The 25,824-nt window shown below is 41.1% G+C and carries 24 protein-coding genes; 9 read left to right on the top strand and 15 right to left on the bottom strand.

What is annotated here, in order from left to right; genetic code table 11:
* Positions 1-188: 188 nt before the first annotated feature.
* The 3 genes from ychF to P4V41_RS16125 form a co-directional block, all read right to left on the bottom strand.
* Positions 189-1,286, bottom strand: a complete 1,098-nt coding sequence (gene ychF / locus P4V41_RS16135; RefSeq protein WP_328086148.1) for a redox-regulated ATPase YchF — start codon at positions 1,284-1,286, stop codon at positions 189-191.
* A 196-nt stretch (positions 1,287-1,482) separates the two neighbouring features.
* On the bottom strand, positions 1,483-1,680 hold the full coding sequence (locus P4V41_RS16130; RefSeq protein WP_328086146.1) for a DUF951 domain-containing protein: 198 nt from the start codon (positions 1,678-1,680) through the stop codon (positions 1,483-1,485).
* Between the two features lie 14 nt (positions 1,681-1,694).
* Positions 1,695-2,579 (bottom strand): mechanosensitive ion channel family protein, encoded by an 885-nt coding sequence (locus P4V41_RS16125; protein WP_419181328.1) that lies wholly within the window; start codon positions 2,577-2,579, stop codon positions 1,695-1,697.
* Positions 2,580-2,803: 224 nt separating this feature from the next.
* Between P4V41_RS16125 and yyaC the strand changes: the two genes are divergently transcribed.
* Complete coding sequence (gene yyaC / locus P4V41_RS16120; protein ID WP_328086145.1) at positions 2,804-3,436, top strand: spore protease YyaC; 633 nt, start codon at positions 2,804-2,806, stop codon at positions 3,434-3,436.
* Positions 3,437-3,475: 39 nt separating this feature from the next.
* Here the strand turns inward: yyaC and P4V41_RS16115 are convergent, their stop codons facing one another.
* The 12 genes from P4V41_RS16115 to rpmH form a co-directional block, all read right to left on the bottom strand.
* Entirely contained in the window at positions 3,476-4,210 is a 735-nt protein-coding gene (locus tag P4V41_RS16115) for a DUF554 domain-containing protein (RefSeq protein ID WP_328086144.1), read from the bottom strand.
* A 226-nt stretch (positions 4,211-4,436) separates the two neighbouring features.
* On the bottom strand, positions 4,437-5,279 hold the full coding sequence (locus P4V41_RS16110; protein WP_328086142.1) for a ParB/RepB/Spo0J family partition protein: 843 nt from the start codon (positions 5,277-5,279) through the stop codon (positions 4,437-4,439).
* Positions 5,260-6,033 carry a ParA family protein gene (locus tag P4V41_RS16105; protein ID WP_191755486.1) on the bottom strand — a complete coding sequence of 258 codons (774 nt, stop codon included), beginning with the start codon at positions 6,031-6,033 and terminating at the stop codon, positions 5,260-5,262. Before P4V41_RS16105 ends, P4V41_RS16110 begins: the two co-directional genes overlap by 20 nt.
* A gap of 469 nt (positions 6,034-6,502) precedes the next feature.
* Complete coding sequence (gene noc / locus P4V41_RS16100; RefSeq protein ID WP_328086140.1) at positions 6,503-7,366, bottom strand: nucleoid occlusion protein; 864 nt, start codon at positions 7,364-7,366, stop codon at positions 6,503-6,505.
* A 127-nt stretch (positions 7,367-7,493) separates the two neighbouring features.
* Positions 7,494-8,210 (bottom strand): 16S rRNA (guanine(527)-N(7))-methyltransferase RsmG, encoded by a 717-nt coding sequence (rsmG, locus tag P4V41_RS16095; protein ID WP_328086139.1) that lies wholly within the window; start codon positions 8,208-8,210, stop codon positions 7,494-7,496.
* Positions 8,211-8,227: 17 nt separating this feature from the next.
* Positions 8,228-10,114, bottom strand: a complete 1,887-nt coding sequence (mnmG, locus tag P4V41_RS16090) for a tRNA uridine-5-carboxymethylaminomethyl(34) synthesis enzyme MnmG (protein ID WP_328086138.1) — start codon at positions 10,112-10,114, stop codon at positions 8,228-8,230.
* Between the two features lie 18 nt (positions 10,115-10,132).
* The gene (mnmE, locus tag P4V41_RS16085) at positions 10,133-11,509 is read right to left on the bottom strand and encodes a tRNA uridine-5-carboxymethylaminomethyl(34) synthesis GTPase MnmE (RefSeq protein WP_328086137.1); all 1,377 of its coding nucleotides are present in this window, start codon (positions 11,507-11,509) and stop codon (positions 10,133-10,135) included.
* A gap of 283 nt (positions 11,510-11,792) precedes the next feature.
* Positions 11,793-12,425 carry an RNA-binding cell elongation regulator Jag/EloR gene (gene jag, locus P4V41_RS16080; RefSeq protein ID WP_328086136.1) on the bottom strand — a complete coding sequence of 211 codons (633 nt, stop codon included), beginning with the start codon at positions 12,423-12,425 and terminating at the stop codon, positions 11,793-11,795.
* Positions 12,422-13,195 carry a YidC family membrane integrase SpoIIIJ gene (spoIIIJ, locus tag P4V41_RS16075; protein ID WP_328086135.1) on the bottom strand — a complete coding sequence of 258 codons (774 nt, stop codon included), beginning with the start codon at positions 13,193-13,195 and terminating at the stop codon, positions 12,422-12,424. Before spoIIIJ ends, jag begins: the two co-directional genes overlap by 4 nt.
* Positions 13,196-13,234: 39 nt before the next feature.
* A complete protein-coding gene (gene yidD / locus P4V41_RS16070; RefSeq protein ID WP_082861542.1) occupies positions 13,235-13,462 on the bottom strand; it encodes a membrane protein insertion efficiency factor YidD in 228 nt (75 codons plus the stop codon).
* A gap of 4 nt (positions 13,463-13,466) precedes the next feature.
* Entirely contained in the window at positions 13,467-13,814 is a 348-nt protein-coding gene (gene rnpA / locus P4V41_RS16065) for a ribonuclease P protein component (protein ID WP_198768846.1), read from the bottom strand.
* A gap of 189 nt (positions 13,815-14,003) precedes the next feature.
* Complete coding sequence (gene rpmH / locus P4V41_RS16060) at positions 14,004-14,138, bottom strand: 50S ribosomal protein L34 (RefSeq protein WP_007201576.1); 135 nt, start codon at positions 14,136-14,138, stop codon at positions 14,004-14,006.
* 893 nt (positions 14,139-15,031) lie between these two features.
* Here rpmH and dnaA point away from each other — a divergent pair.
* The 8 genes from dnaA (at position 15,032) to P4V41_RS16020 (ending at position 25,600) form a co-directional block, all read left to right on the top strand.
* Positions 15,032-16,387, top strand: coding sequence for a chromosomal replication initiator protein DnaA (dnaA, locus tag P4V41_RS16055; protein ID WP_066399562.1), 1,356 nt, complete (start codon positions 15,032-15,034; stop codon positions 16,385-16,387).
* A gap of 170 nt (positions 16,388-16,557) precedes the next feature.
* The gene (dnaN, locus tag P4V41_RS16050; RefSeq protein ID WP_328086131.1) at positions 16,558-17,700 is read left to right on the top strand and encodes a DNA polymerase III subunit beta; all 1,143 of its coding nucleotides are present in this window, start codon (positions 16,558-16,560) and stop codon (positions 17,698-17,700) included.
* 337 nt (positions 17,701-18,037) lie between these two features.
* A complete protein-coding gene (gene yaaA, locus P4V41_RS16045) occupies positions 18,038-18,253 on the top strand; it encodes a S4 domain-containing protein YaaA (RefSeq protein WP_066399568.1) in 216 nt (71 codons plus the stop codon).
* Positions 18,254-18,264: 11 nt separating this feature from the next.
* Positions 18,265-19,386 carry a DNA replication/repair protein RecF gene (gene recF, locus P4V41_RS16040; protein WP_328086130.1) on the top strand — a complete coding sequence of 374 codons (1,122 nt, stop codon included), beginning with the start codon at positions 18,265-18,267 and terminating at the stop codon, positions 19,384-19,386.
* A gap of 10 nt (positions 19,387-19,396) precedes the next feature.
* Positions 19,397-19,666 (top strand): extracellular matrix regulator RemB, encoded by a 270-nt coding sequence (gene remB, locus P4V41_RS16035; RefSeq protein WP_328086129.1) that lies wholly within the window; start codon positions 19,397-19,399, stop codon positions 19,664-19,666.
* A gap of 32 nt (positions 19,667-19,698) precedes the next feature.
* Positions 19,699-21,645, top strand: coding sequence for a DNA topoisomerase (ATP-hydrolyzing) subunit B (gene gyrB / locus P4V41_RS16030; protein ID WP_328086127.1), 1,947 nt, complete (start codon positions 19,699-19,701; stop codon positions 21,643-21,645).
* 194 nt (positions 21,646-21,839) lie between these two features.
* Positions 21,840-24,392: a DNA gyrase subunit A gene (gene gyrA / locus P4V41_RS16025; protein WP_328086126.1), complete on the top strand. Its 2,553-nt coding sequence runs from the start codon at positions 21,840-21,842 to the stop codon at positions 24,390-24,392.
* A gap of 89 nt (positions 24,393-24,481) precedes the next feature.
* Entirely contained in the window at positions 24,482-25,600 is a 1,119-nt protein-coding gene (locus P4V41_RS16020; RefSeq protein ID WP_328086125.1) for an HD-GYP domain-containing protein, read from the top strand.
* Positions 25,601-25,824 lie beyond the last annotated feature (224 nt).

The following is a 25,824-nucleotide window of genomic DNA, read 5'->3' as shown; positions in this document are numbered from 1 at the left end:
TAAACCGCTTTGAGATAGTGTTTTAAAAACTTCACTGACAAGTTGATTGGAGTGGAAGGTGCGAGACTCTCGGCTAGGACAGGTGGATAGGTGAGACACTTAAGAGTGAAACGTACGAATGTGGCTCACCATCTGCCCCGCGGAAATCGAGCACCTGGGACGGAAATAACCTCTTCCTGTCGCTTTTTTTAAACATTAAAACGGAAATGAACGACATCTCCATCTTTCATCTCATATTCCTTACCTTCAAGACGAACCTTACCTTTTTCTTTAGCAGCAGCCATGTTACCTGCAGCCATCAGATCATCATAAGCTACGATCTCTGCACGGATAAATCCTCTTTCAAAGTCCGTGTGGATGATTCCCGCACATGCAGGAGCCTTCATGCCTTTACGGAACGTCCAAGCACGTACTTCTTGAACACCCGCTGTAAAGTAAGTAGCTAGACCTAGTAGGGAATAAGAAGCACGGATCAGCTTATCAAGACCTGCTTCTTCGATTCCTAGTTCACCTAGGAAAGCCATCTTCTCATCGCCATCAAGCTCGGCAATTTCTTCTTCTACTTTTGCACAGATTACAATAACTTCTGCATTTTCACGTGCAGCATATTCTTTTACCGCTTCAACGTGCTCATTCGTTCCTTCTAAAAGCTCATCTTCGCTTACGTTGGCAACGTAAAGGATCGGCTTCATTGTAAGAAGGTGCATCGCATGAACGATCTTCTTCTCTTCAGGCGTGAGATCAACACTGCGTGCAGGAAGTTCTTGCATAAGCGCTTCTTTGATCTTTGAAAGTACAGCAAACTCAGCTACAGCTTCTTTGTCTTTTGACTTAGCAAGTTTTTCAACACGCGCTACACGCTTGTCGATTGACTCAAGATCTGCAAAGATAAGCTCTAGGTTGATAACTTCAATATCATCGATCGGATTCACTTTTCCGTGAACGTGCGTGATGTTTTCATCATCAAAACAACGAACAACTTGAAGGATCGCATCTGTTTGACGGATGTGAGATAAGAATTTGTTTCCTAGCCCTTCTCCTTTACTTGCGCCCTTTACGATTCCAGCGATGTCTGTAAACTCAAAAGTTGTAGGTACTACTTTTTTCGGCTGTACCATCTCAGTTAATTTTTGAAGACGGTGGTCAGGTACTTCAACGATTCCAACGTTCGGATCGATCGTACAGAACGGATAGTTAGCAGATTCAGCACCTGCTTGTGTAATAGCATTAAATAATGTAGATTTACCAACGTTCGGTAAACCAACAATTCCAGTTGTAAGAGCCACTGTTCATTCACTCCTCTGTTTTATATAAAGCTTAGAAAACCTAAGACTTTTCATTTTAATAAAAAAATATCCTTCCCAATTATAGGTTTTATCATCTTAAAAAACAAGAAGAACCGGGTCGTGTAACCCGGTTCAAACGTTTAATCATTTTTAAAATTTCGTTCGCATGTTTATGTTTCACGTGAAACAAGAATTGTTACTCGCCTGGTGATGCTAAGATTTTCTTTATTTTCTTAGCGAACTCAGCTCTCGGCAGCATCACACTATGCTGACATCCCATGCATTTAATTCTGATATCAGCACCCATTCGAATCACCTTCCAACGATTCGTTCCACATGGATGCTGTTTTTTCATTTCTACTTCATCGTGAAGTTGAAATTCTTTTTGCTGCATACTTCAGCTCTCCCTTATTTATTTTCTTTTGGCACTGGTTCTTTTTGATACGTGACCATTTTAGGATAAGGAATCTCAATCCCTGCTCTTTCAAGCTCGTGTTTTAACGTTTTACGAAGTTCACGTGCGATCTTAAAATGCGTCATCGGAAGTACTTCTGCCGTAACACGGATCACAACTTCTGATGCACCAAGCATCTGAACGCCTAATACTTCTGGTTCTTTAACCATCTCAGGATAGTTCGGTTTAGCGTTCTTCACTACATCCTGTATAATATTTTGAGCTTTATCGATATCCTCTTCATAAGCAATACTCAAGTCAACGACCGCAATACTGTTATGAACAGAAAAATTCGTTACTTCTGTGATAGACGAATTCGGCAGGATATGCAATTCTCCTGTCCAGCTTTTAATTTTTGTCGTTCTTAGTCCAATTTCCTCAACGGTTCCTTCAAAGTTTGTGATTCGTACCGTGTCTCCAACAGAGAACTGGTTCTCGAAAATGATGAAAAATCCTGTAATGATATCTTTAACAAGACTTTGGGCACCAAAACCAATTGCTAGACCAACTACTCCGGCACCGGCAAGTATCGCTTTTATATCTACACCGAATTCCGTTAAAACGGTTAGAATCGCTACAAAATAAATAACATAAGAAGCAACGTTATCTAACAGCCTAAATAAAGTATTCTCTCTTCTCTCACTTAAACGTAGAGGAGATTTCAACCGGACTTTAAAAATATTAGCAATCGCCGCTTTTACAATATATTTAAAAATAATAGCGAGTATTATGATTCCTACGATCTTTAAGCTCGTAGTAGCAATGCCTGTCCACCATTCTTTATCGGAAAAAATCGTGACGGCTTTTTCTGCAGTTTCCGGTAAGTTAGCACCTGCCAATGGGTCATCTTCCTCTCTTTGATTATGAAATTATTTAATCAGCTTTTGCTGAGAATATCAAATGTAAATATGTGATCTACTTTTAAGAAAAACTTCTAGAGTTACGAGTGCACGTGAAACGGGTATAGACTTTAAACAAAAGTCTGTGATTATTGTATTCTACCATGTATAAGAAGAGGAATTCTTCCGTATACTAGTAGAACCATTATAAAGGAGAGGATGTCATGTTCCTCAAACGGAAGCTGGGATTAGGGAAACCCATTCAATATAAATTGCACCACGAAGACAAGGAAGCAATGCTAAGAATCACCGAACAAATTTTACCTATGCTTCCGGAATCAGCTCATCAGCCAGTTGTCGTTGTCTGTATAGGAACAGACAGATCGACAGGCGATGCCTTAGGCCCACTTGTTGGTACAAAATTGCATAACAAAGATACTTTCCCGTTCTTTGTATACGGCACACTTGACGACCCTGTTCACGCTGTGAATCTAGAAGAAAAACTAAAGATGATTGCCACAGAGCATCCAGGTGCTTTTGTTATAGGAATTGATGCTTGCTTAGGTCGATTAAACCACGTTGGCATGGTCTCGATCAACGATGGTCCTGTTAAACCAGGAGCTGGCGTTAACAAACAGCTGCCGCCAGTGGGTGATATGCACATTACAGGTATCGTAAATGTAAGTGGGTTTATGGAGTATTTTGTCCTTCAAAACACACGACTCAGCATCGTGATGAAGATGGCTGATCTGATTGCTGATTCTCTTCATATGGCTTGTTTACGTAAAAAGATTCAGCAAAAAAATATGATCGTCAGCACCGATTCTCGTGCACAAGACATTTATAAAATTCAATAACAAAAGCCGCTTCTACGATCAAAATAGAAGCGGCTTTTTTTACATCAATCCTTGCGAGAACGCTAAAATACTTTCCCACTTTTCCACGATACAAACAAGAATCGTTGCGATGAGTAGACCTGGCAGAAGGTTCGCAACACGAATCTTAGCAATTCCAAGCAAATTTAGCCCGATTGCGACGATCATGATTCCACCTGTGCCGGTTATCTCTACAATTAGAGCGTCCATTAATTCTTGAGAAACAAAACGATCGATCTGTGTAGCCATTAATGCAATCAATCCTTGGTATAAAACGACAGGTATAGCGGAAAACATAACACCGATACCAAGCGTTGAAGTAAATAGGATCGCACAGAATCCATCGATAAGCGCTTTTGTATAAAGAACATCATGCTGTTGTCTGAGCCCGCTATCAAGAGCACCTACGATCGACATAGCTCCTACAACGAAAACAAGGGTAGCCGTCACAAAACCGGTGGCAACAGAGTCCTTATCTTGCTTTCCTACCTTAGTCTCGAGCCACTTGCCGATCGCATTTAAACGCTCCTCAAGATTCCACCACTCACCAAGAGCCCCACCGACCGCCAAACTTGCGATCACGATCAAGAACTGCTCGCTCTTCAGCCCCATTCCGATTCCCAAGATCGTAACAGCCAAAGCCATCGCTTGTAAGATCGTATCTTTATAACGATCAGATATATTCGTCCAAAATAATCCTAAAAAGCTTCCTGCAATAATTGCAATACCGTTAACTATCGTTCCTAACAGTGACATTTTTTTATGCTCTCCTATCTAAGTGGGTCATCACGAACCATTTAATGAGCTAGATTCAAGATGCTTACTTCCTTTAATACTGTCCCGCTGATCCCGCAGAAGTCTCGCATCTTGCACTCCAATCAACTTGACATGTTGCATTTTCAAACACAAATTTAGAAATTATTAGTGACAAACTCTTTTAGAAATAGCAAAAAAGAAAACCACCTTAGCGATGGTTTTCTGCTTACTTTTCTAACAGCTCTAAAATGCGTTCAAGGTCATCTTGTGAAAAGAATTCGATCTCGATCTTCCCTTTTCGTTTTGATTTCTTAATTGAAACAGAAGTGCCAAAACGATCACGTAAGGATGATTCTTTTTCTTGGAAGAAAACGTTGGATGGAACTGTTTTTTTCTTTGTTCCACGTGAAACATTCATATTGATATCAGATATTAACTTTTCAAGCTGTCTCACGCTTAAGTTTTCATTCATTACACGTTCAACGACTGGCTGCATTTTCGTCTTTTTCTTAAGACCTAACAATGCCCTACCATGCCCCATTGATAATTGTCCGTTGGATAAGAGTTCAAGAACAGGTTTTGGAAGCTGAAGCAAACGAATATGGTTTGCGATATGAGGACGGCTCTTTCCAACTCGAGAAGCTAACTCTTCTTGCGTGAGTTTTAAGTGTTCCATAAGCTTCTGATACGCTTGAGCCTCTTCAACAGGATTCAGATCTTCCCTTTGCAAGTTCTCAATAAGAGCAACTTCCATCATTTTTTGTTCGTCATAATCTTTTACGATTACAGGGATCTCCTTCAATCCCGCTTCTGATGCTGCGCGGAATCGTCTTTCCCCTAGAACAATTTCAAATCCTTTAATACTTTTTCGTACAACAATTGGTTGAAGAATACCATGTTCGATAATGGATTCTTTTAGTTCTTCAATGGCTTTTTGGTCAAAAACTTTTCGGGGCTGATACGGATTTGGCCTTAGCTCTGAAATACTGACTTCTTTTATCTGCTCTTCTTCCCCTGCTTCTGATGGAGGAAAGAAGGCATGCAGCCCTTTACCTAACCCTTTCACCAATTCCGATCACTTCCTTCGCAAAATCTAAATAAACATCAGCACCCCTGGATTTCGGATCGTAGATGATGATCGGTTTCCCGTGACTCGGCGCTTCTGAAAGTCTAACGTTTCTTGGTATGATTGTTTCATACACTTTATCTTGAAAATATTTTTTTACTTCTTCAATGACTTGAATACCTAAGTTTGTACGTGCATCAAGCATGGTAAGCAGTACACCATCAATCATCAGATCAGTATTTAGATGCTTTTGTACAAGTCGTACTGTATTTAAAAGCTGACTTAAACCTTCTAGCGCGTAATACTCGCACTGAACAGGTATGATGACTGAATCAGAAGCTGTTAACGAGTTAATGGTAAGTAGCCCTAATGATGGCGGACAATCGATAATAATAAAATCATAATTAGAACTTACTTTTTCTAACGCTCTTTTCAAACGAACTTCTCGAGAAATCGTGGGTACGAGTTCGATCTCAGCTCCAGCAAGCTGTATCGTCGAAGGGAGGATATGTAAACCTTCACAGATGGTCTCGACGATCACATCTTTTACTTCTACATCCTCAACAAGAACGTTGTAGATACATTGGTCGATGTCGCCTTTATCTACTCCTACACCACTTGTAGCGTTTCCTTGAGGATCTATGTCTACGAGCAATACTTTTTTACCGAAATATGCTAAGCATGCACCAAGGTTGACCGACGTAGTCGTCTTTCCGACTCCGCCTTTCTGGTTGGCTACTGCAATGGTCTTGGCCACGTTGTCACCTACCTCACTTAAAAACATTCAATATCTATTATTCTATCATGAAGAAAATAAAATGACGTACGGAATTATAGAAAAAGAATGATTTATTTTGTTCGGTTTTCTGCTTATTGCATCAAATATCCAGCCACTGCAGGGATTTAAGTTAGAAAGAGTCAAACAAGTGGTATTTTAGGGCTAAGAAGTTGATCACTCCTTATACGTAGAGGGGTATTCTCCCCTAGAATCCCTGAAATTATTGTATCAATTCCGGAAATTTCCGACTTAATACCACGAGTTTTGTAGATAATCCCGCGAATTCTAGCCATTTATCCGCGAGTCTACATCAATCGACAATGACCGATTGCTATATACCCCCACACCAATCCCCATTACACTAATACCTCCCATCCACGCGCCTGCAATACTAACAAAAAATCAACAAAAAACCACCAGCTCCCATTCAAGCTGATGGTCGTCACTTTTATTTTTTCGGAATGCGAATCGTGAACTGATAGAACTCCTCGTGCTCTTCTTCCTCTGTATCGATAGATAGCCCGCTTTGCACAACCATATCAACCGATTGCCTAACCGTATTGATCGCTAGTCGCATATCTTTGCTATAAGATTTACGGCGTGACTGAGGTTTCTTTTCTACTGTCTCAGATTCGATCATTCGCTTCACACGTTCTTCTGTTTGCTTCACATTCAATTGCTTTTCGATGATTTCTTGAAGAACAGCCTCCATCTTTTCAGGAGTTTTCAAAACGATCAATGCTCGAGCATGACGTTCTGTCACTTTTTTCTGCAAAAGGGCATCTTGAATAGACTGCGGAAGCTTTAACAGACGCAGCTTGTTTGCAATGGTAGACTGACCTTTTCCTAACTTTTGAGCAAGGCCTTCTTGTGTAAGTCCGTGCAATTCTAGAAGCTTAGCATATGCCATCGCTTCTTCAATAGCCGTTAACTCTTCACGCTGAAGGTTCTCGATAAGTGCTACAGAAGCTGTTTGCGAGTCGTCCATCTCTTTAATGATCGCAGGAATCTTTTCCCACCCGAGTTTTTGGACAGCACGCCACCTACGTTCGCCCGCGATCAGCTCGTATTTGTCGTTGCCTATACCTCGAACAACGATGGGCTGGATGATTCCGTGAGCTTCAATCGTCTGTGATAACTCTTCAATTCGTTCATCTATAAAAACCGTACGAGGCTGAAACCGGTTGGGTATGATTCTTTGAACCGGAAGTTGAAGTACTTCTTCGTTGTCGTTTTTTTCAGCTGGTTCTGGATCTAAGGTTTGCTGGCTCTTTTCGCCGATGCCGAATAAACGTGAAAAAGGATGCTTCATGCGAATACACCACCTTTTGTAATCTGCCTGTTAACTAATTCTTCTCTCTAGTTCAATAATCCTGCAAGTCTGTAAAAATCTTTCTTTTATGTAACAGCTGTGTTTCACACAGAAACACAGCCTAAGTTTATGAAATAGGAGATTTATTTGGCGTTCCTGGCTTACGCGGAAACTTCTTTGGTGTTTCTTTTACTTTATCAATCACAATGATATTACGTTCGCTCTCCTCGATCGGCAAAACGAACGAATGAATATCTTTTACTTTACCACCTAAAAGTTTGACTGCTTTTTCACCGTCTCTCACTTCTTCAGGAAGGTTAGCACCTTTCATCCCTAAGAAATGTCCACTAATTTTCACGAGTGGTAAACAGAGTTCTGATAGTACAGATAGTCTAGCAACCGCGCGAGCCGTCACAAGGTCGAACGTCTGTCTAAACTCCGGACGGTGCGCAAATGTTTCTGCACGGTCATGATAAAGAGACACATCCTCTAAACCAAGTTCATCTACTACGTGCTGCAAAAAGCCGATGCGTTTATTGAGAGAATCAACGACTGTTAACTTGATCTTTGGGAATGCAATCTTTAAAGGTATAGCTGGAAACCCTGCGCCTGCCCCAACATCGCACACCGTGATGTTTTTATTAAAGTCAAAATAAAAACCTGCCGTCACAGAATCATAAAAGTGTTTCAGATACACTTCTTCTTTTTCTGTAATCGCTGTAAGATTCATTTTTTCGTTCCACTCAACGAGCAAGTTATAATACGTTTCGAACTGTGAAAGTTGCTTTTCTGATAATTCGACTCCCTTGTCTTTTAAGGAAGTTTGAAACAATTCTATATTCATGATTTTCACGTTCCCCCTCAACGGGCGATTTTCGCCAGTTTACCTTGTTCGAGATAGATCAACAGAATAGAAATATCTGCTGGGTTTACCCCTGATACACGTGATGCCTGCCCAACAGAAAGAGGCCGAACTTCGTGAAGTTTTTGTTTTGCTTCAGTTGCTAGTCCGTTGATTGCCATGTAATCAAGATCTACAGGCAGCTTTTTATTTTCCATCTTGCGCATCTTTTCAACTTGCGCGAGCTGTTTATCGATATAGCCTGCATATTTCACCTGAATCTCAACCTGCTCCATCACCGTCTCTGGTAAAGCATTTTCTGCTGGTACGAGTTTATGAATGACCGGATATGTGATCTCAGGGCGCTTCAACAAGCTTGCTGCAGACATCGGCTCTTTTAGCGGAGTCGATTGCGACTCTGCAAGTACTTGCTGCACGACTTCGCTCGGTTTGATTGAAACATGCTCAAGTCGATCTATTTCCTGCGCAATTAATGCTTTCTTCTCTTCAAAGCGTTCGTAACGATCTTCTGGTATCAGTCCAATTTCATGACCTTTTTTCGTTAAGCGCAGATCTGCATTGTCGTGTCTAAGCAGCAAACGGTACTCCGCACGTGATGTTAAAAGGCGATAAGGTTCGTTCGTTCCTTTTGTGATCAAGTCGTCGATCAATACTCCGATATACGCTTCAGAACGATCAAGCACGAGTGGATCTTTATCTTGAACTTTTAACGCAGCGTTGATTCCCGCCATGAGTCCTTGACCTGCTGCTTCTTCATATCCGCTCGTCCCATTCAGCTGTCCTGCTGTAAATAGACCATTCACACGCTTCGTCTCAAGAGATGGCCAAAGCTGTGTAGGCACGATCGCATCATACTCGATCGCATATCCTGCACGCATCAATTCTGCTTTTTCAAGACCAGGAATCGTAGCTAAAATTCGTTTCTGTACATCTTCCGGAAGACTCGTTGAAAGACCTTGAACATATACTTCTTCCGTGTTACGTCCTTCTGGTTCTAAGAAAATCTGATGTCTTGGCTTATCATTGAATCGTACGATCTTATCCTCGATCGACGGACAATATCTTGGTCCTGTACCTTCGATCATTCCTGAATACATCGGTGAACGATGAAGGTTTCCGTTGATCAACTGATGCGTTTCGTCACCTGTATACGTTAACCAGCAAGGAAGGTGATCTGTGATGTACTCGGTTGTTTCATAAGAAAAAGCACGAGGTACATCGTCACCAGGCTGAATTTCTGTTTTTGAATAATCAATTGTCTTGCTATTAACGCGCGGCGGTGTTCCTGTTTTGAAACGCACCATATCAAAGCCTAACTCTTGCAGATGATAAGACAAGTTGATTGAAGGAGCCATATTGTTCGGTCCGCTTTCATATGCGAGCTCTCCGATGATGATCTTCCCTCTTAAGTACGTTCCGGTTGTTAGTACGACCGCTTTTGCTGCGTACTCCGCTCCGGTTTTTGTGATAACACCTCTACATTCGCCATCTTCGATGATCAGACGCTCTACCATCCCTTGACGTAACGTAAGGTTCTCTGTGTTTTCCATCGTTTTTTTCATTTCATGCTGATACAGATATTTATCTGCTTGCGCGCGCAGTGCACGTACCGCTGGCCCTTTACCTGTGTTCAGCATACGCATTTGTATGTGTGTTTTATCAATGTTGCGTGCCATCTCTCCGCCAAGTGCATCGACTTCACGAACAACGATGCCTTTAGCCGGTCCGCCTACTGACGGATTACATGGCATATAGGCGACTGTATCTAGATTCAGTGTTAAACATAACGTTTTAGCACCCATACGTGCAGAAGCAAGTGCCGCTTCAACCCCGGCATGTCCAGCACCGACAACGATCACATCAAACGTATCTGCTTTATATCCCATCGTTTTTACCTCCTTTTTTTATTTTCCTAAACAGAATTGAGAGAACAATTGGTCGATCAGACTCTCTGAAACCGTGTCTCCTATAATTTCTCCGAGTATCTCCCATGCTCTTGTAATATCGATCTGTACCATATCTATAGGTAGATCCGCTTCAATGCCGCCGAGTGCTTCATCGATATGATGAATCGTCTGCTGCAGAAGTGCGATATGCCTTGAGTTGGATACGTATGTTAAGTCTTGTGCTTCAATGCCGCCTGCAAAGAACAGGTTTGCGATCGCTTGCTCTAGTTCATCTATTCCCTCTTCTTTGACTAAAGATGTTGAGATAACAGGAGAATTCTCTGCAAGTTCTTTTATTCGATCCATATCAGCTTTTAATTCAAGATCTGTTTTATTAATAATCACGATCTTATCTAAACCTGCTGCTGCACGGAATAAGTTCTCATCTTCAAGTGAGAGCACTTCGTTCCCATTGATAACTAGAAGAATCAGATCTGCTTCTTTTAATACTTTACGTGATTTTTCAACACCGATTTTTTCCACGATATCTTCCGTCTCACGAATTCCTGCTGTATCAACCAGTCTTAAAGGAACGCCTCTTACGTTCACGTACTCTTCAATAACGTCACGCGTCGTTCCCGCTATATCTGTAACGATCGCTTTATTCTCATGAACGAGTGCATTCATGAGTGATGACTTCCCTACGTTCGGTCTTCCGATGATTGCCGTAGACAACCCTTCACGGAGGATCTTCCCTTGGCTTGCCGTCTGCAGAATCGATTCAACTTCTTTTTTTACAGTCAGAAGGTTGTTGTTCAATAGAGTATGAGTCATCTCTTCTGCATCATACTCTGGATAATCGATGTTCACTTCTACATGGGCGATCGTTTCTAATAATGTTTGTCTAAGACTCGTTACGAGTGAAGATAAACGGCCTTCCATCTGGTTGAGAGCTACGTTCATCGCACGATCCGTTTTCGCACGGATCAAATCCATGACCGCTTCTGCTTGAGATAGATCGATCCTGCCGTTTAGGAATGCTCGCTTCGTAAATTCTCCTGGTTCCGCTAAGCGCGCTCCCTGCTGAAGAATTAATTTAAGGACTCTGTTTACAGAAACTAACCCTCCATGACAGTTGATCTCAACAACATCTTCGCGCGTGAACGTTCGCGGTGCACGCATAACACTGATCATTACTTCTTCTACCGCTTGATCGAGTTTCGGATCGATCAATTTTCCGTAATGAATCGTGTGTGTATCAACTTCAGAGAGACGTTTTGTCCCGCTATAAACTTTATCTGCAATGGCTACTGCGTCAGGTCCGCTCAAACGGACAATCGCGATCGCACCTTCTCCCATAGGAGTAGAGATCGCTGTGATCGTATCAAATTCCATTGTTGTTTCACCTCGGCTTTCCTCTTTCTTACGCTCTATATAAATTACCTTTAGTATGGCCTTAAATACTTACTGTGATAAGGTTTTAGTAAAAATGGACATAAATATCCACAATAAAAAATAGTGTATCGCATAATGTGCTTACAGTAAAGAAAACGTGGATGAAAACAAGCCTAACAACACCACTAAATGTGCTCAGCCGCTCAACTTAAGATTTATCGCTGCATCATTTTTTTAGATGACGCAAACAAAAAGCTTCAGAGGATAAACCTCTGAAGCTTCTTTATCTTTTGCTTGAGGATGTCGGGCGGATCACGACCTTACGAAAAGGCTCTACTCCTTCAGACGTCGTCTCAACATCTCTGTTTTCTTTGAGTGCTAAATGAATCACTTTTCGTTCGTTAGCAGGCATCGGCTCTAGAGCAAAGCTTTTCTTCGTGAAAAAAACCTTTTGTGCAGAATGCTCAGCCAATCGCTCGAGTGATTCCTGTCTTCTGGTACGATAATTTTCAGCATCAAGCACAATTTTCACATGCTTGCTTGCAGGATCAGAATTTGCAACCATATTCGTTAAAAGTTGTAGCGCATTAAGCGTTTGTCCTCGTTTTCCAATTAAAATCGCAATTTTGTCACCGGATAAATCCAGCACAAGATGATCATTTTCCTGTCGCTGTGTGATGGTAACGGGCACTCCCATTTTGGATGTAACATCCTCGAGGTAGTCGATCGCGGATTTAACAGGATCAGCTTTCACTGTTACTTCAACAACTGCTGGCTTCCCGCCAAGTCCAAAGAAACCTTTTTTAGAATCTTCTAGAACGGATATCTCTACTTGATCTTTTGAAGTCTGAAGTTGTTCTAGTGCTGCTGCTACTGCTTCTTCAACCGTTTTCCCTGTTACCTGTACCTTTTTCACTTTTTAGCTCCCCCATCAACTTGGTTTTCTTTCTTTTTCATTGGGGTCGTAATGAAATATGTCTGTCCGATCATGAATATGTTACCGATCACCCAATATAGAGATAGTGCAGCTGGGAAATTAATCGCAAATACAATGATCATAACTGGCATGATGTATAAAAGCATCTTCATCTGCGGGTTTGGATTGTCCATTCCGCCCATCATGATCTTTTGTTGTAAGAATGTTGTTAAACCGGCTACTAACGGTAAGATATAAAATGGATCCGGATCTCCTAAGTCAAACCAAAGGAAATTATGGTTCGCGATTTCACCCGTACGCATGATCGCATGGTAGAAACCTAAAAGAATCGGCATTTGAATCAATAAAGGTAAACATCCAGCAAGCGGGTTAACTCCGTTTTTCTGGAATAACGCCATCGTTTCTTGCTGTAATTTTTGTTGTGTGTTCGCATCTTTCGACTTGTACTTTTCACGTAGCTTTTGGATCTCAGGCTGAATCTCTTGCATCGCTTTTGAACTGCGTGTTTGCTTAATCATTAACGGAAGAAGCGCAGTACGGATGATCAATGTAACGATAATGATCGATAGTCCGTAGTTTTCACCAGTTAAGGTCGCAAAGTATGTGATCAACCATGATAACGGATATACAAAATATGTGTCCCAAATTCCAGTGCTGTCACTAGTAATAGGATCATTCATCGATCCACATCCAGATAGGACAGCCATGAGTGCGAAAAGGGCAATCAGTAAACCTATTTTCTTACGCACACTCTTATCCTCCTTAAAATCATAAAAATCTTATCTCAATTATTTATTGTCCCTTTTTTCAGGCACGAGGTCAACGCCTCCAGGATGAAAAGGATGGCACTTTGAAATTCTGACAAAAGTTAGCCACATTCCTTTAAATACACCATGACGCCTGAAAGCTTCTATACCGTAATGCGAGCAGGTCGGATAAAAGCGGCATGAAGGCGGTGTTAGCGGGGAGATCCATAGCTGGTAAAAACGAATAATCCCTATAAATAAGGACCTCATTTTTTTACACCCTCTTTTTTAATACGTTCGCTCTGTTCAAAACATGAAGCAGACTCTTTTCCATCTCGTGAAAGTCCATATTAGCAGTAGGTATTCTCGCGATAACCACGTAATCCCTTCCTGAAAGAAGCTGTTCACTATATTTATGGAAGATTTCTTTAACCGATCGTTTAATTCTGTTTCTCGTTACAGCTTTTCCAACTTTTTTGCTGACAGAAAGACCGATGCGAAAAACAGACTGATCTTCTTTTCTTAAACTGTATATTACAAATTGGCGATTAGCCGTTGATTTTCCTTTTTTGAAGACTTCTTGAAATTCCTCATTTTTTTTGATGCGTTGTTCTTTCTTCATTCATTTAACACTCCATCAATTATGCAATCTCATTCCAAAGCCTTTTTATTGCGATCATCACCCAGTATCGGCCTGTTTTGTTCATATAAAACCTTTTACTTCGAAAAAACGACATCGTGCAGAAAATACTGACTTGGAGTGAGCAAATTCTCTCTATAAAAGTAAAAAAAGACCACTGATGTCAGTGGCCTATGCGGATAACACTTTTCTTCCCTTTTGACGACGGCGAGCTAGAACTTTACGACCGTTCTTAGTAGCCATACGTGCACGGAAACCATGTACCTTCTTACGCTTACGGTTGTTTGGTTGAAATGTAGGTTTCATGTATATTACACCTCCCTGAGGATATCTCTTATAAAAGACAGTCTAATAAAGTATAATGACTGACCCATAAATTTGTCAAGCTGGATTTTAAGTTTGTACATTTTTGCAAGTTTTTTGCCTTTGAAAGTGATGATTTCAGCTTCGAAATGCTAGTGAAGTTCTTGAAAGTAGTTGATTTCCATTCCAGGCTGCTCGCTTTCCGCGGGGCAGGCGGTGAGCCCCTTGCCGCTTTGCGCCGTTAAGGGTCTCACCTGACCGCTTGTCCCGCAGGAGTCTCGCACCTTCCACTCCAATCAACAAACCAACGAAGTAAATAAAAACAAAACACTCTTTTAAAATCAAACCAAAGTTTGCAGAGCTGACGATCCACCTCAGCATCCCTATTATCGCAGGACAACAAAATAGCTCCATATGATCCTTCTACAAGCTTCACCAAAATCTTCTTCATGACCTAACCTGTGGACATCTTTTTCGACATGGTTTTCATTATCCACACCAATTATCGACACGTTTTACACAAAATCTAGTGTTGTGGACAACTTTTCTACACAAGGTATGGGCGTTGTGGATAAGTAACAATAACTCGTTGCCAAGCCTGATTATTTTTGATATGCTAGTTGTGTTTTAACTCGTTAACAACGTGCACTACTAATTAAGTTATTCACAGCTTGTGGATAAACTTGTGGACAGGTTTCAAAAGCTGTTATAAAGGTTGTCCACAGACATAGATTAACTGTTCATAATCCTATTATCTACTATATTAATTATCATTCACATAAGGTGTGGACTTTTTATTTTTATTCATAGGTATTCACTGGGTGTACAATTCTTATACAACAGGGAAATGACTACTGAAATAGGATGATTCGAAAGAGATAAGGGGGGTAAATTGGTTGGAAAACATAAACGACCTATGGTCCAAAGCACTTGCTGCGATCGAAACGAAAGTCAGTAAGCCTAGCTTTGAGACTTGGTTAAAATCAACAACGGCTCATGCTTTACAAAATGATACGCTCGTAATTACTGCGCCAAATGAGTTTGCCCGTGACTGGCTGGAATCCAGATATGCAGGTATCATTTCGGAGACGCTCTTGGACGTAACAGGAGCAGCACTTGACGTAAAGTTCATCATTCCACAAAATCAGACAGAACTAGACTTAGATCTGGAACTTTCCATGAAAAAAGCCCCAAAAGCAGCAAATGAGCCTCACGAAGAAGTTTCTCAAAGTATGTTGAATCCAAAATATACGTTCGACCGATTCGTTATCGGTTCTGGAAACCGTTTTGCTCATGCCGCATCACTTGCTGTTGCTGAAGCACCAGCAAAGGCTTATAACCCGCTGTTTATATATGGTGGCGTTGGATTAGGAAAAACACACTTAATGCATGCGATCGGCCATTATGTACTAGAACATAATCCTGGAGCGAAGGTTGTATACTTGTCGTCAGAAAAATTTACGAACGAGTTCATTAACTCGATCCGTGACAATAAAACGGTTGAGTTTCGCAACAAATTTCGCAGCGTGGACGTGCTTTTAATAGATGATATTCAGTTCCTTGCAGGAAAAGAACAAACACAAGAGGAATTTTTCCATACGTTTAATGCACTTCATGAAGAAAGTAAGCAGATTGTCATATCTAGTGATCGACCTCCAAAAGAGATTCCGACATTAGAAGACAGACTTCGTTCCCGCTTTGAATGGGGACTCATTACGGATATCACACCTCCTGACTTAGAAACGCGTATCGCGATCCTTCGTAAAAAGGCGAAAGCAGAAGGCCTTGATATTCCAAACGAAGTAATGCTTTATATAGCTAATCAAATTGATACCAACATTAGAGAATTAGAGGGAGCACTTATTCGTGTTGTTGCTTATTCTTCTCTCATAAACCAAGATATGAATGCAGATTTAGCAGCAGAAGCGCTTCGCGACATTATTCCTTCTGCAAAGCCAAGAACACTAACCATTCATCATATACAAGAAGTTGTTGGCAAGCATTACAATGTTAAACTAGAAGATTTCACAGCAAAAAAACGAACAAAATCTGTAGCTTTTCCTAGACAGATCGCGATGTATCTCTCTCGTGAACTAACGGATAATTCTTTACCTAAGATTGGTGAGGAATTTGGAGGTCGCGACCATACAACGGTTCTTCACGCTCATGAAAAGATTTCAACTATGCTGATTACGGATCATGTTTTGCAAAGAAAAGTGCAAGAAATTCATGATCAGCTGAAATCTAATTAAATAAACGCACTGGATACTGTGAATAACTGCAGTTACTTTATACACAGTCTGTCCACATGTGGATAGGCTGTGCTATCTTTGTTTTTTATAGTTATCCACACATTCACAGCGCCTATTACTATTACTACTATTTTTTAAAAGATTTTAATAAATATCAGGGGGGCAAAATAATGAAAGTTAAGATTCAGTTAAACCAGTTGATTGAAGCTGTTCAAGATGTAATGAAAGCTGTATCTTCTAGAACAACAATTCCGATTCTAACGGGAATCAAAATGGAAGTAACGTATGACGGAGTTCATCTGACTGGTAGTGATTCTGATATTTCAATTGAACGACTGATACCGGTTGAAGAAGGAGATCTTGTACATATCGAAGTAAAACAAGAAGGAAGTGTAGTACTTCCAGCTCGTTATTTTTCAGAGATCGTTAAAAAACTTCCGAATGATTCTGTTGAGATCGAAGTAGGTGAGCGTTTTGAAACGACTCTTCGCTCAGGCGCTTCTGAATTTAGCCTTTTAGGATTAGATCCTGAAGAATACCCTAGATTACCGCAGATCGAAGAGAACTTAGTCTTTGAGATCCAAAGTGATCTACTGAAAGCAATGATTCGCCAAACTGTCTTTGCGGTGTCCGCCTCAGAAACACGCCCTATCCTAACAGGTGTTAACTGGACGTTAACTGACGGTGTTCTAAACTGTATTGCAACAGATAGTCATCGCTTGGCTGAACGAAAAATGCCAATCGATTCTCAAAGTGAAGAGCTTTCATTTCAGAACGTAGTTATTCCTGGAAAGAGTTTGAACGAACTTTCAAAGATTCTTGATGAGAACGCTGAAAAAGTTCAAATCGTTGTAACGAACAATCAGATCTTGTTCAAAGCAAAAAACATCTTATTGTTCTCAAGATTATTAGATGGTAACTATCCGGATACCTCAAAATTGATTCCTTCAGAGAGCAAAACAACTTTCGTATTGAAGACGAAGGAATTCTTACAAGCGATCGACCGTGCTTCTTTATTAGCGAGAGAAGGAAGAAACAATGTCGTCAAACTTGCAACACTCGATAATCAAACAATCGAACTTTCTTCAAATTCTCCAGAGATCGGTAAAGTATTTGAACACATGATCGCAGAGGAGATTGAAGGAGAAGAGCTAAAGATCTCATTCAACGCAAAATATGTGATGGAAGCTCTAAAAGTTATGGATTGCACAGAGATCAGCATCCTGTTCACAGGAGCGATGAGACCATTTCTTATCCAACCCGTGTCAGACGATTCGATCCGCCAATTAATCTTGCCTGTAAGAACTTACTAAAATATAAAGCTGCCGGAATCACCGGTGGCTTTCTTTTCTTTCTAAGTCCATCGTTTTTTGGAGAAACTAGTAAGAGCGAGATGATTTTCCCTAACAGATTGTGGATTTTATATTTTTAAATCTTTGTATATTTACATCATTGAGTATTGATCGGAGTGCAAGGTGCGAGACTCCTGGGGGGATCAGCGGGACAGGTGAGACTCTTAATAGTGCAAAGCACTAAGAGGCTCACCGCACGCCCCCCGGAAAGCGAGCAACCTGGAACGTAGATCAACCTTTCAATAACACCATTGAGACAACTGAGACAACAAAGCAACAACCAGGAGGTTTTTTAAAAATGGAAAACGTTAAGATCAACACCGAATTCATCACCCTTCAACAACTGTTGAAAACTACCGATGTCATCCAATCGGGAGGAATGGTAAAATGGTATTTAGCAGAACATGAAGTTCTTGTGAACGGAGAACATGAAACACGCCGAGGTAAGAAACTATATGCGGGTGATGTCGTGTCCATTCCAGAAGTAGGAGAGTTCAAGGTAACAACGGAATAGGGGGTATCCCTTTGCATATTGAAAAGCTTCAGCTAAGAAATTATAGAAACTATAAAGAACAGTCTCTAGAGTTCGAAAATAAGGTCAATGTTTTTCTTGGTGAGAATGCACAAGGAAAAACAAATGTCATGGAATCCATCTATGTTTTGGCCATGGCAAGATCCTATCGAACGGCAAAAGATAAAGAGTTGATATCTTGGGACGAAGAATATGCTAAAATAGAGGGTAGCATCAAAAAGAGAAACAGTTCTTTTGATTTAAGTCTCGTCATCTCACAAAAAGGAAAAAAAGCGAAAATCAGCCGCATCGAACAACGCCGGTTAACCGATTACGTTGGACATCTTAATGTGGTTATGTTTGCACCTGAGGATCTTAATCTTGTAAAAGGCAGTCCGCAGGTGCGTCGTCGTTTTATTGACATGGAAATCGGACAGGTTAATGCAGTTTACCTAAATGACCTTTCTGTGTACCAAAAGATTTTATCTCAGCGAAACTCTTTATTAAGAGAGATGTATCGCAATAAGAGTCAAGAGAACATGACGATGCTCGAGATCTTAACCGAACAGCTTATTGATAAAGCAGCCAGAGTGACGTTGAAACGACTAAAATACATGGAAAAGCTTCAAAGTTGGGCAGAACCGATCCACCACGGGATATCCAGAGGGCTGGAAACTTTAAAAATTCATTACAAACCAACTATAGAGGTATGTGATGAGCTCGACTTGTCGAAAATGATAGAAGCGTTTCATCTGAAGTTTGGTAAAATAAAAGAAAAAGAGATTGACCGGGGAACTTCTTTATTTGGCCCTCATCGGGACGATCTGCTTTTTTCAGTGAACGGAAAAGACGTGCAGACATTCGGATCTCAAGGACAACAAAGAACGACTGCTCTTTCTTTAAAGCTCGCTGAAATTGATCTGATTCATTCAGAAGTCGGAGAATATCCGATACTATTGTTGGACGATGTGTTATCTGAACTAGACGATTTCAGACAATCGCATCTTTTAAATACGATTCAAGGTAAAGTACAAACCTTTGTTACAACGACTAGTGTGGAAGGGATACACCATGAAACACTCGAGAAAGCCGCAACTTACAAAGTTCATGCAGGCTCTATAGAACGTTTGAAATGAGGTGAGGAAAATGCTTTTGCATTTGGGTGATGAAGAAGTCATTCATTCAAAAGATGTGCTGGCGATATTGGATATCAATGCATTAAAAGCTTCTGAATTAGCTAGTGAGTTTCTTAAAAAGCATGAGAACAATCAGACATTGACCGACTTAAGCGGAAATGCTGCAAAATCTGTAATCATCACAGATAAAACGATCTATCTATCTCCTCTTTCTGCCTCTACGTTAAAAAAGAGAGCCTCTGATCGCCTCGAACTTGAAAATGGCTGGAATATAAAATAAAGGTTTTATAAATAAAGCGTTTTTAAACCGGAATGAAGGTGAACGAATTGACGACTGAACAACAGTTAGAACAACAACAAAATTATGATGAAAGTAATATCCAGGTACTTGAAGGTCTTGAAGCCGTCCGTAAACGTCCAGGGATGTATATTGGTGCTACGAACGTACGTGGTCTTCACCATCTCGTATGGGAAATCGTCGATAACTCGATCGATGAAGCTTTAGCAGGTCATTGTGACACGATTCGAATTACGATTGAAGAAGATAACAGCATCACTGTAGAAGATAACGGACGTGGTATCCCAGTTGGTATGCATGAAAAAATGGGAAGACCCGCACTAGAAGTTATCATGACGGTTCTCCATGCCGGAGGAAAGTTTGGCGGTGGAGGCTATAAAGTATCAGGCGGACTGCATGGTGTTGGTGCCTCAGTTGTTAATGCCTTGTCTACGATGCTTGAAGTAACCGTATCTCGTGATGGAAAACTGCACTATCAGTCTTACGAACGCGGCGTGCCGACTGCAGATCTAAAAATTATCGGCGAAACGGACAAGACAGGTACTCGTACTCACTTCAAACCAGACCCTGAAATTTTTACTGAAACATTAGAATATGATTTCCCTACACTTTCAAACCGTATTCGAGAATTGGCTTACCTAAATAGAGGTCTTCGTATTATCGCTGAAGACAAACGTGGTGAAGAGCCAGTTGTAAAGGAATACCACTATGAAGGCGGGATTAAATCTTATGTAGAGCACATTAACCGTACACGTGAAGTGCTGCATGAAGAGCCGATCTTCGTTGAAGGGGAAAAGGACGGTATCTCGGTTGAGATCGCGTTCCAATACAACGACAGCTACGCAAGCAACATCTATTCGTTTGCGAACAACATCAATACACATGAAGGCGGTACGCACGAGTCAGGGTTTAAAACAGCACTAACACGTGTGATCAATGATTATGGCCGCAAGAATAATCTGTTCAAAGACAACGATACGAACTTAACAGGTGAAGATGTGCGTGAAGGTTTAACAGCGATCATTTCGATTAAACACCCTGATCCTCAGTTCGAAGGTCAAACGAAAACGAAGCTCGGAAACTCTGAAGCTAGACAGATTACAGAATCCATTTTCTCAGAGACGTTTTCATCCTTTATGCTTGAGAATCCGGTCGTTGCAAAATCAATCGTTGAAAAAGGGATGATGGCACTGCGTGCGCGTGTGGCTGCTAAAAAAGCACGTGAACTAACACGACGTAAGAGCGCGTTAGAAGTATCGTCGTTGCCTGGTAAACTGGCAGACTGTTCTTCAAAAGACGCAAGCATCTCTGAGATCTATGTGGTTGAGGGTGACTCTGCCGGTGGATCGGCTAAGCAAGGACGTGACCGCCACTTCCAAGCGATCTTGCCACTTCGCGGTAAGATCATCAACGTTGAAAAAGCACGACTTGATAAGATTCTTTCCAATAACGAGGTTCGTGCGATCATTACAGCTTTAGGTACAGGAATCGGTGATGAGTTCGATATTACGAAAGCTCGTTATCATAAGATCATCATCATGACAGATGCCGATGTTGATGGTGCACATATCCGTACGTTGCTTTTAACGTTCTTCTTCAGATATATGCGTCCGATCATTGAACACGGTTATGTCTATATCGCACAGCCGCCGCTTTATAAAATTCAGCAAGGTAAGCGTATAGAATATGCCTACAACGATAAAGAGCTTGAAAAATTGCTGGCTGAACTTCCGCAAGTTCCTAAGCCGCAGCTTCAGCGTTATAAAGGTCTTGGTGAGATGAACCCATCTCAGTTATGGGAAACTACGATGGACCCAGAGACACGTACATTGCTGCAAGTTGAAATGAAAGATGCGATGGCAGCTGATGAAACGTTCGATATCTTAATGGGCGACAAAGTTGAACCGCGCCGTGACTTTATTCAAGAAAACGCACAATATGTGACGAACTTAGATATTTAAGTGCGGCACGCATGTATGCAAGAGATAAGCTACATCAAAGAATAAAGATTTCATATAAACGCTGCAGCGGTTAATGCCGCAAAGGCTAAACATAAAAGATACTGAAGCTGGACAAGGTCCAGTTTCGGTGCGTTTAAGCGCCGAATTAGGGGGCTTTAAAAACCTGTTCTAAAGAGGTTATGGAGGTAAAATGAATGTCTGAAATGGAACGTTCCCGGATTAAAGAAATTAATATTAGTACGGAAATGAAAGCATCATTCATGGATTATGCCATGAGTGTTATTGTCAGCCGAGCTTTGCCAGATGTGCGTGACGGATTAAAGCCTGTTCACAGACGTATTCTTTATGCGATGAACGACCTTGGCATGACAGCTGATAAAGCGTACAAAAAGTCTGCTCGTATCGTTGGTGAAGTAATCGGTAAGTACCATCCTCACGGTGACTCAGCTGTATACGACACGATGGTTCGTATGGCACAGGATTTCAACTTCCGCCACATGCTGATTGATGGTCATGGTAACTTTGGTTCTGTCGACGGGGATGCAGCGGCAGCGATGCGTTACACAGAAGCGCGTATGTCTAAGATCGCCATGGAAATGGTACGAGACATTAACAAAGACACGATTGGTTACAAAGACAACTATGATGGATCTGAACAAGAACCGGTTGTATTACCTGCCCGTTTCCCGAACTTGCTCGTTAACGGTGCTGCAGGAATCGCAGTTGGTATGGCAACAAACATCCCGCCGCATCAATTAGGTGAGGTAATCGATGGTATTTTAGCCGTAAGTGAAAATCCGGATATCACGATTCCTGAGCTGATGGAAATTATCCCAGGCCCTGACTTTCCAACGGCAGGTGAGATTCTAGGACGTGAAGGAATTCGCAAAGCTTATACAACTGGAAGAGGCTCTATCATTATCCGCGCAAAAGCGGAGATCGAAGAGATGTCTAGCGGAAAGCAAGCGATCATCGTAACGGAACTTCCTTATCAAGTAAACAAAGCTCGTTTGATCGAAAAGATCGCGGAGCTCGTTCGTGATAAAAAAATCGAAGGTATCACAGATCTTCGTGATGAGTCTGACCGTAACGGTATGCGCATCGTAATGGAGATACGCCGTGATGCGAATGCAAATGTTATTTTAAATAATTTATATAAACAGACAGCTCTTCAAACAAGTTTTGGTATCAATATGCTTGCACTTGTTGATGGACATCCAAAAGTTCTGAACATCAAAGAATGTTTATATCATTACCTGAAGCATCAGCAAGTTATCATCCGTCGCCGTACGGAATTTGATCTTAAAAAAGCAGAAGCGAGAGCTCATATCCTAGAAGGATTGCGCATCGCGCTTGATCACCTGGATGAAGTGATTGCGCTTATCCGTGCCTCAAGGACAACAGATCTTGCACGTGAAGGCTTAATGGAGAAGTTCGAATTAAGCTACGAGCAGTCTCAAGCCATATTAGATATGCGTTTGCAGCGTCTAACAGGTTTAGAGAGAGACAAGATCGAGAACGAATACAAAGATCTTGTTGCTTTGATCGCAGAGTTGAGAGCGATTCTTGCAGATGAAGAAAGAATCTTAGAGATTATTCGTACAGAGCTTATTGAGATCAAAGAAAAGTACGACAACCCTAGACGTACGATTATCTCTGTTGGATTTAATAGTATAGAAGACGAAGATCTGATTCCTCGTTCGAATATTGTTATTACATTAACGAACAAAGGCTATATTAAGCGTCTTCCTATCTCTACTTACCGTTCACAGCGTCGTGGTGGTAAAGGGATACAAGGAATGGGCACGAGTGAGGATGACTTTGTAGAGCAGTTGTTTACGACAAATACGCACAACTATATTCTGTTCTTTACGAATAAAGGGAAGGCTTATAGGCTTAAAGGCTACGAGATTCCTGAATACGGAAGAACAGCGAAAGGTATTCCAATCATCAACTTGTTGCAGATTGAGCAAGGTGAAACGATCTCTGCTGTAATTCCTGTAGAAGATATGGAAAGCGATGAGATTTACCTTAACTTTATGACGAAGCAAGGAATCACGAAACGTTCTCCGTTATCAGCTTATAGCAACATTCGTAAAGGTGGTCTTTTCGCGATCAACCTTCGTGAAGAAGATGAACTGATGGGCGTTCGTTTAACAGATGGTTCAAAAGATATCATCGTAGGAACGAAGCAAGGGATGTCGATCCGTTATCAAGAGACAGACGTAAGATCAATGGGTAGAACAGCTACCGGTGTTAAAGCGATCACACTCGGAGATGACGATGCTGTTGTAGGTATGGAAGTCCTAGATGAGACGCAAGATATATTGATCGTTACAGACAGAGGATACGGAAAACGTACACCTATGAGTGAATACCGTCTTCAATCACGTGGTGGTAAAGGGATCAAAACGGTAAACATCACTGAAAAGAATGGGCCGGTTGTAACTCTTAAGACTGTAACGGATGAAGAAGACCTCATGATCATTACAGCAAAAGGAATCATCATTCGAATGAACATCTCAGGCATCTCTCAAATGGGAAGAAACACTCAAGGTGTTAGGTTGATGAGCATGAACGATTCCAATCACGTAGCAACAGTAGCTGTTGTAGAACGTGAAGAAGAAACGGATGAGTTGCTTGATGAAAACGGTGACCCGATCATCACAGAAGGTGAAGAAGGTATAGCGCCTACTGAAGAAACAATAGCTCCAGAAACAGATACAAACGAAGAGAATAACGAATAATTTCTAAAAAGAGGAAAATGAATCTACATTTTCCTCTTTTTTATATGTAAAATAAAATTATGACCTTCCAAATAAAAGGAGCTTTTTGTATGAAGATAAAAACGAGCCAAGCTAAGGCTGGGCAGTTGCTGGTTCAGGATGTCTTCTCGATGACTAATCAGCCGATCGTAAATAAAAACACGAGACTGAATGCTGAGCATTTGCGCGTACTTACTCGTTTTCAAATCGAAGAGGTAGATGTATTGAATGATACAACCTCTAGTGTGAACACAACACGTCGAGTAAAAGATTTATTGAATAATAGAAGTGATACAACGACATCTGAAGAACAAATACATACCCCTATGCCTGAAAAAGAAGAGCTTTCTTTTCCAGCACTCTACATGCAAACGGTAAAACGTTACAAACAATTGTTTACAAACTGGCAATCTGGCAGTCCGGTCGATATGCTTGAAGTTCGTCAAAGTGTTCTGCCCGTATTAGAGAAAGGATCGAGTGTACCAAAAGAGATCCTATTGCTGCACCATTATGCTACGAGTACTGATTACATGTATCATCATTCAATAGCAGTAGGCATACTAAGCACGTTTTTAGCCAAAAAGTTAAACTTCTCTAACGGAGACTGCATACAGATCGGCCTAGCGGGCGTGCTGTCCGATTGCGGCATGGCAAAAGTTCAGCCTACTTTACTAAAGAAGAGCGGGTCTTTAACGACAGCTGAATTTGATGAAGTGAAGAAACACACGATTCAAGGGTACAACATGCTGAAAAAGATTCCCTCTATTAAAGAAGGTGTTCTTCTCGGTGTTCTTCAACACCACGAACGAACAGATGGATCAGGCTATCCTTTAAAAGTTCAAGGAAAAAAGCTTCATCCATTTAGTAAAGTTCTAGCGGTTGCTGATGTTTACTTAGCGATGACTGCTGAACGACCTTACCGAAGCAAGCAGTCTCCTTTTAAAGTTCTTGAGATGATGATGAAAGATCAGTTTGGGAAATTCGATCACCAAGTTATGCAAGCTATGATAGCTGGTCTTTCCACCTTATCAGTGGGAAGCCGTGTCAGACTTACAAACTATGATATTGGTGAAATCGTGTTTATAGAAGAAAGCCAACCGACACGACCCATGATCAAGTTAGAAACAAACGGTGATATCATCGCACTTAAAAACCGAAACGACCTCTTTATAGAAGAGCTTTTATCTTAGGATAGAAGCTTTTAAAATTTAGGTATTGCCACGGGTTGGTAACCGTGGTAAACTAATCAAGCTGTCTCAGAAACAGCACAATATAAACTGTTAGCACGATAAAATGTTTCACAATGAAATGTTTTTGAAAAAGTTTTAAAAAGCTATTGACTCTAGTGCTTCAGCGTGATATATTATTAAAGTCGCCAAAACAAAACGGCGCATGAAACACACAGTTCTTTGAA

Source organism: Fictibacillus nanhaiensis (assembly GCF_036213205.1).
Lineage (GTDB): Bacteria > Bacillota > Bacilli > Bacillales > Fictibacillaceae > Fictibacillus > Fictibacillus nanhaiensis_E.
This window is presented reverse-complemented; position numbering and strand designations above follow the sequence as displayed.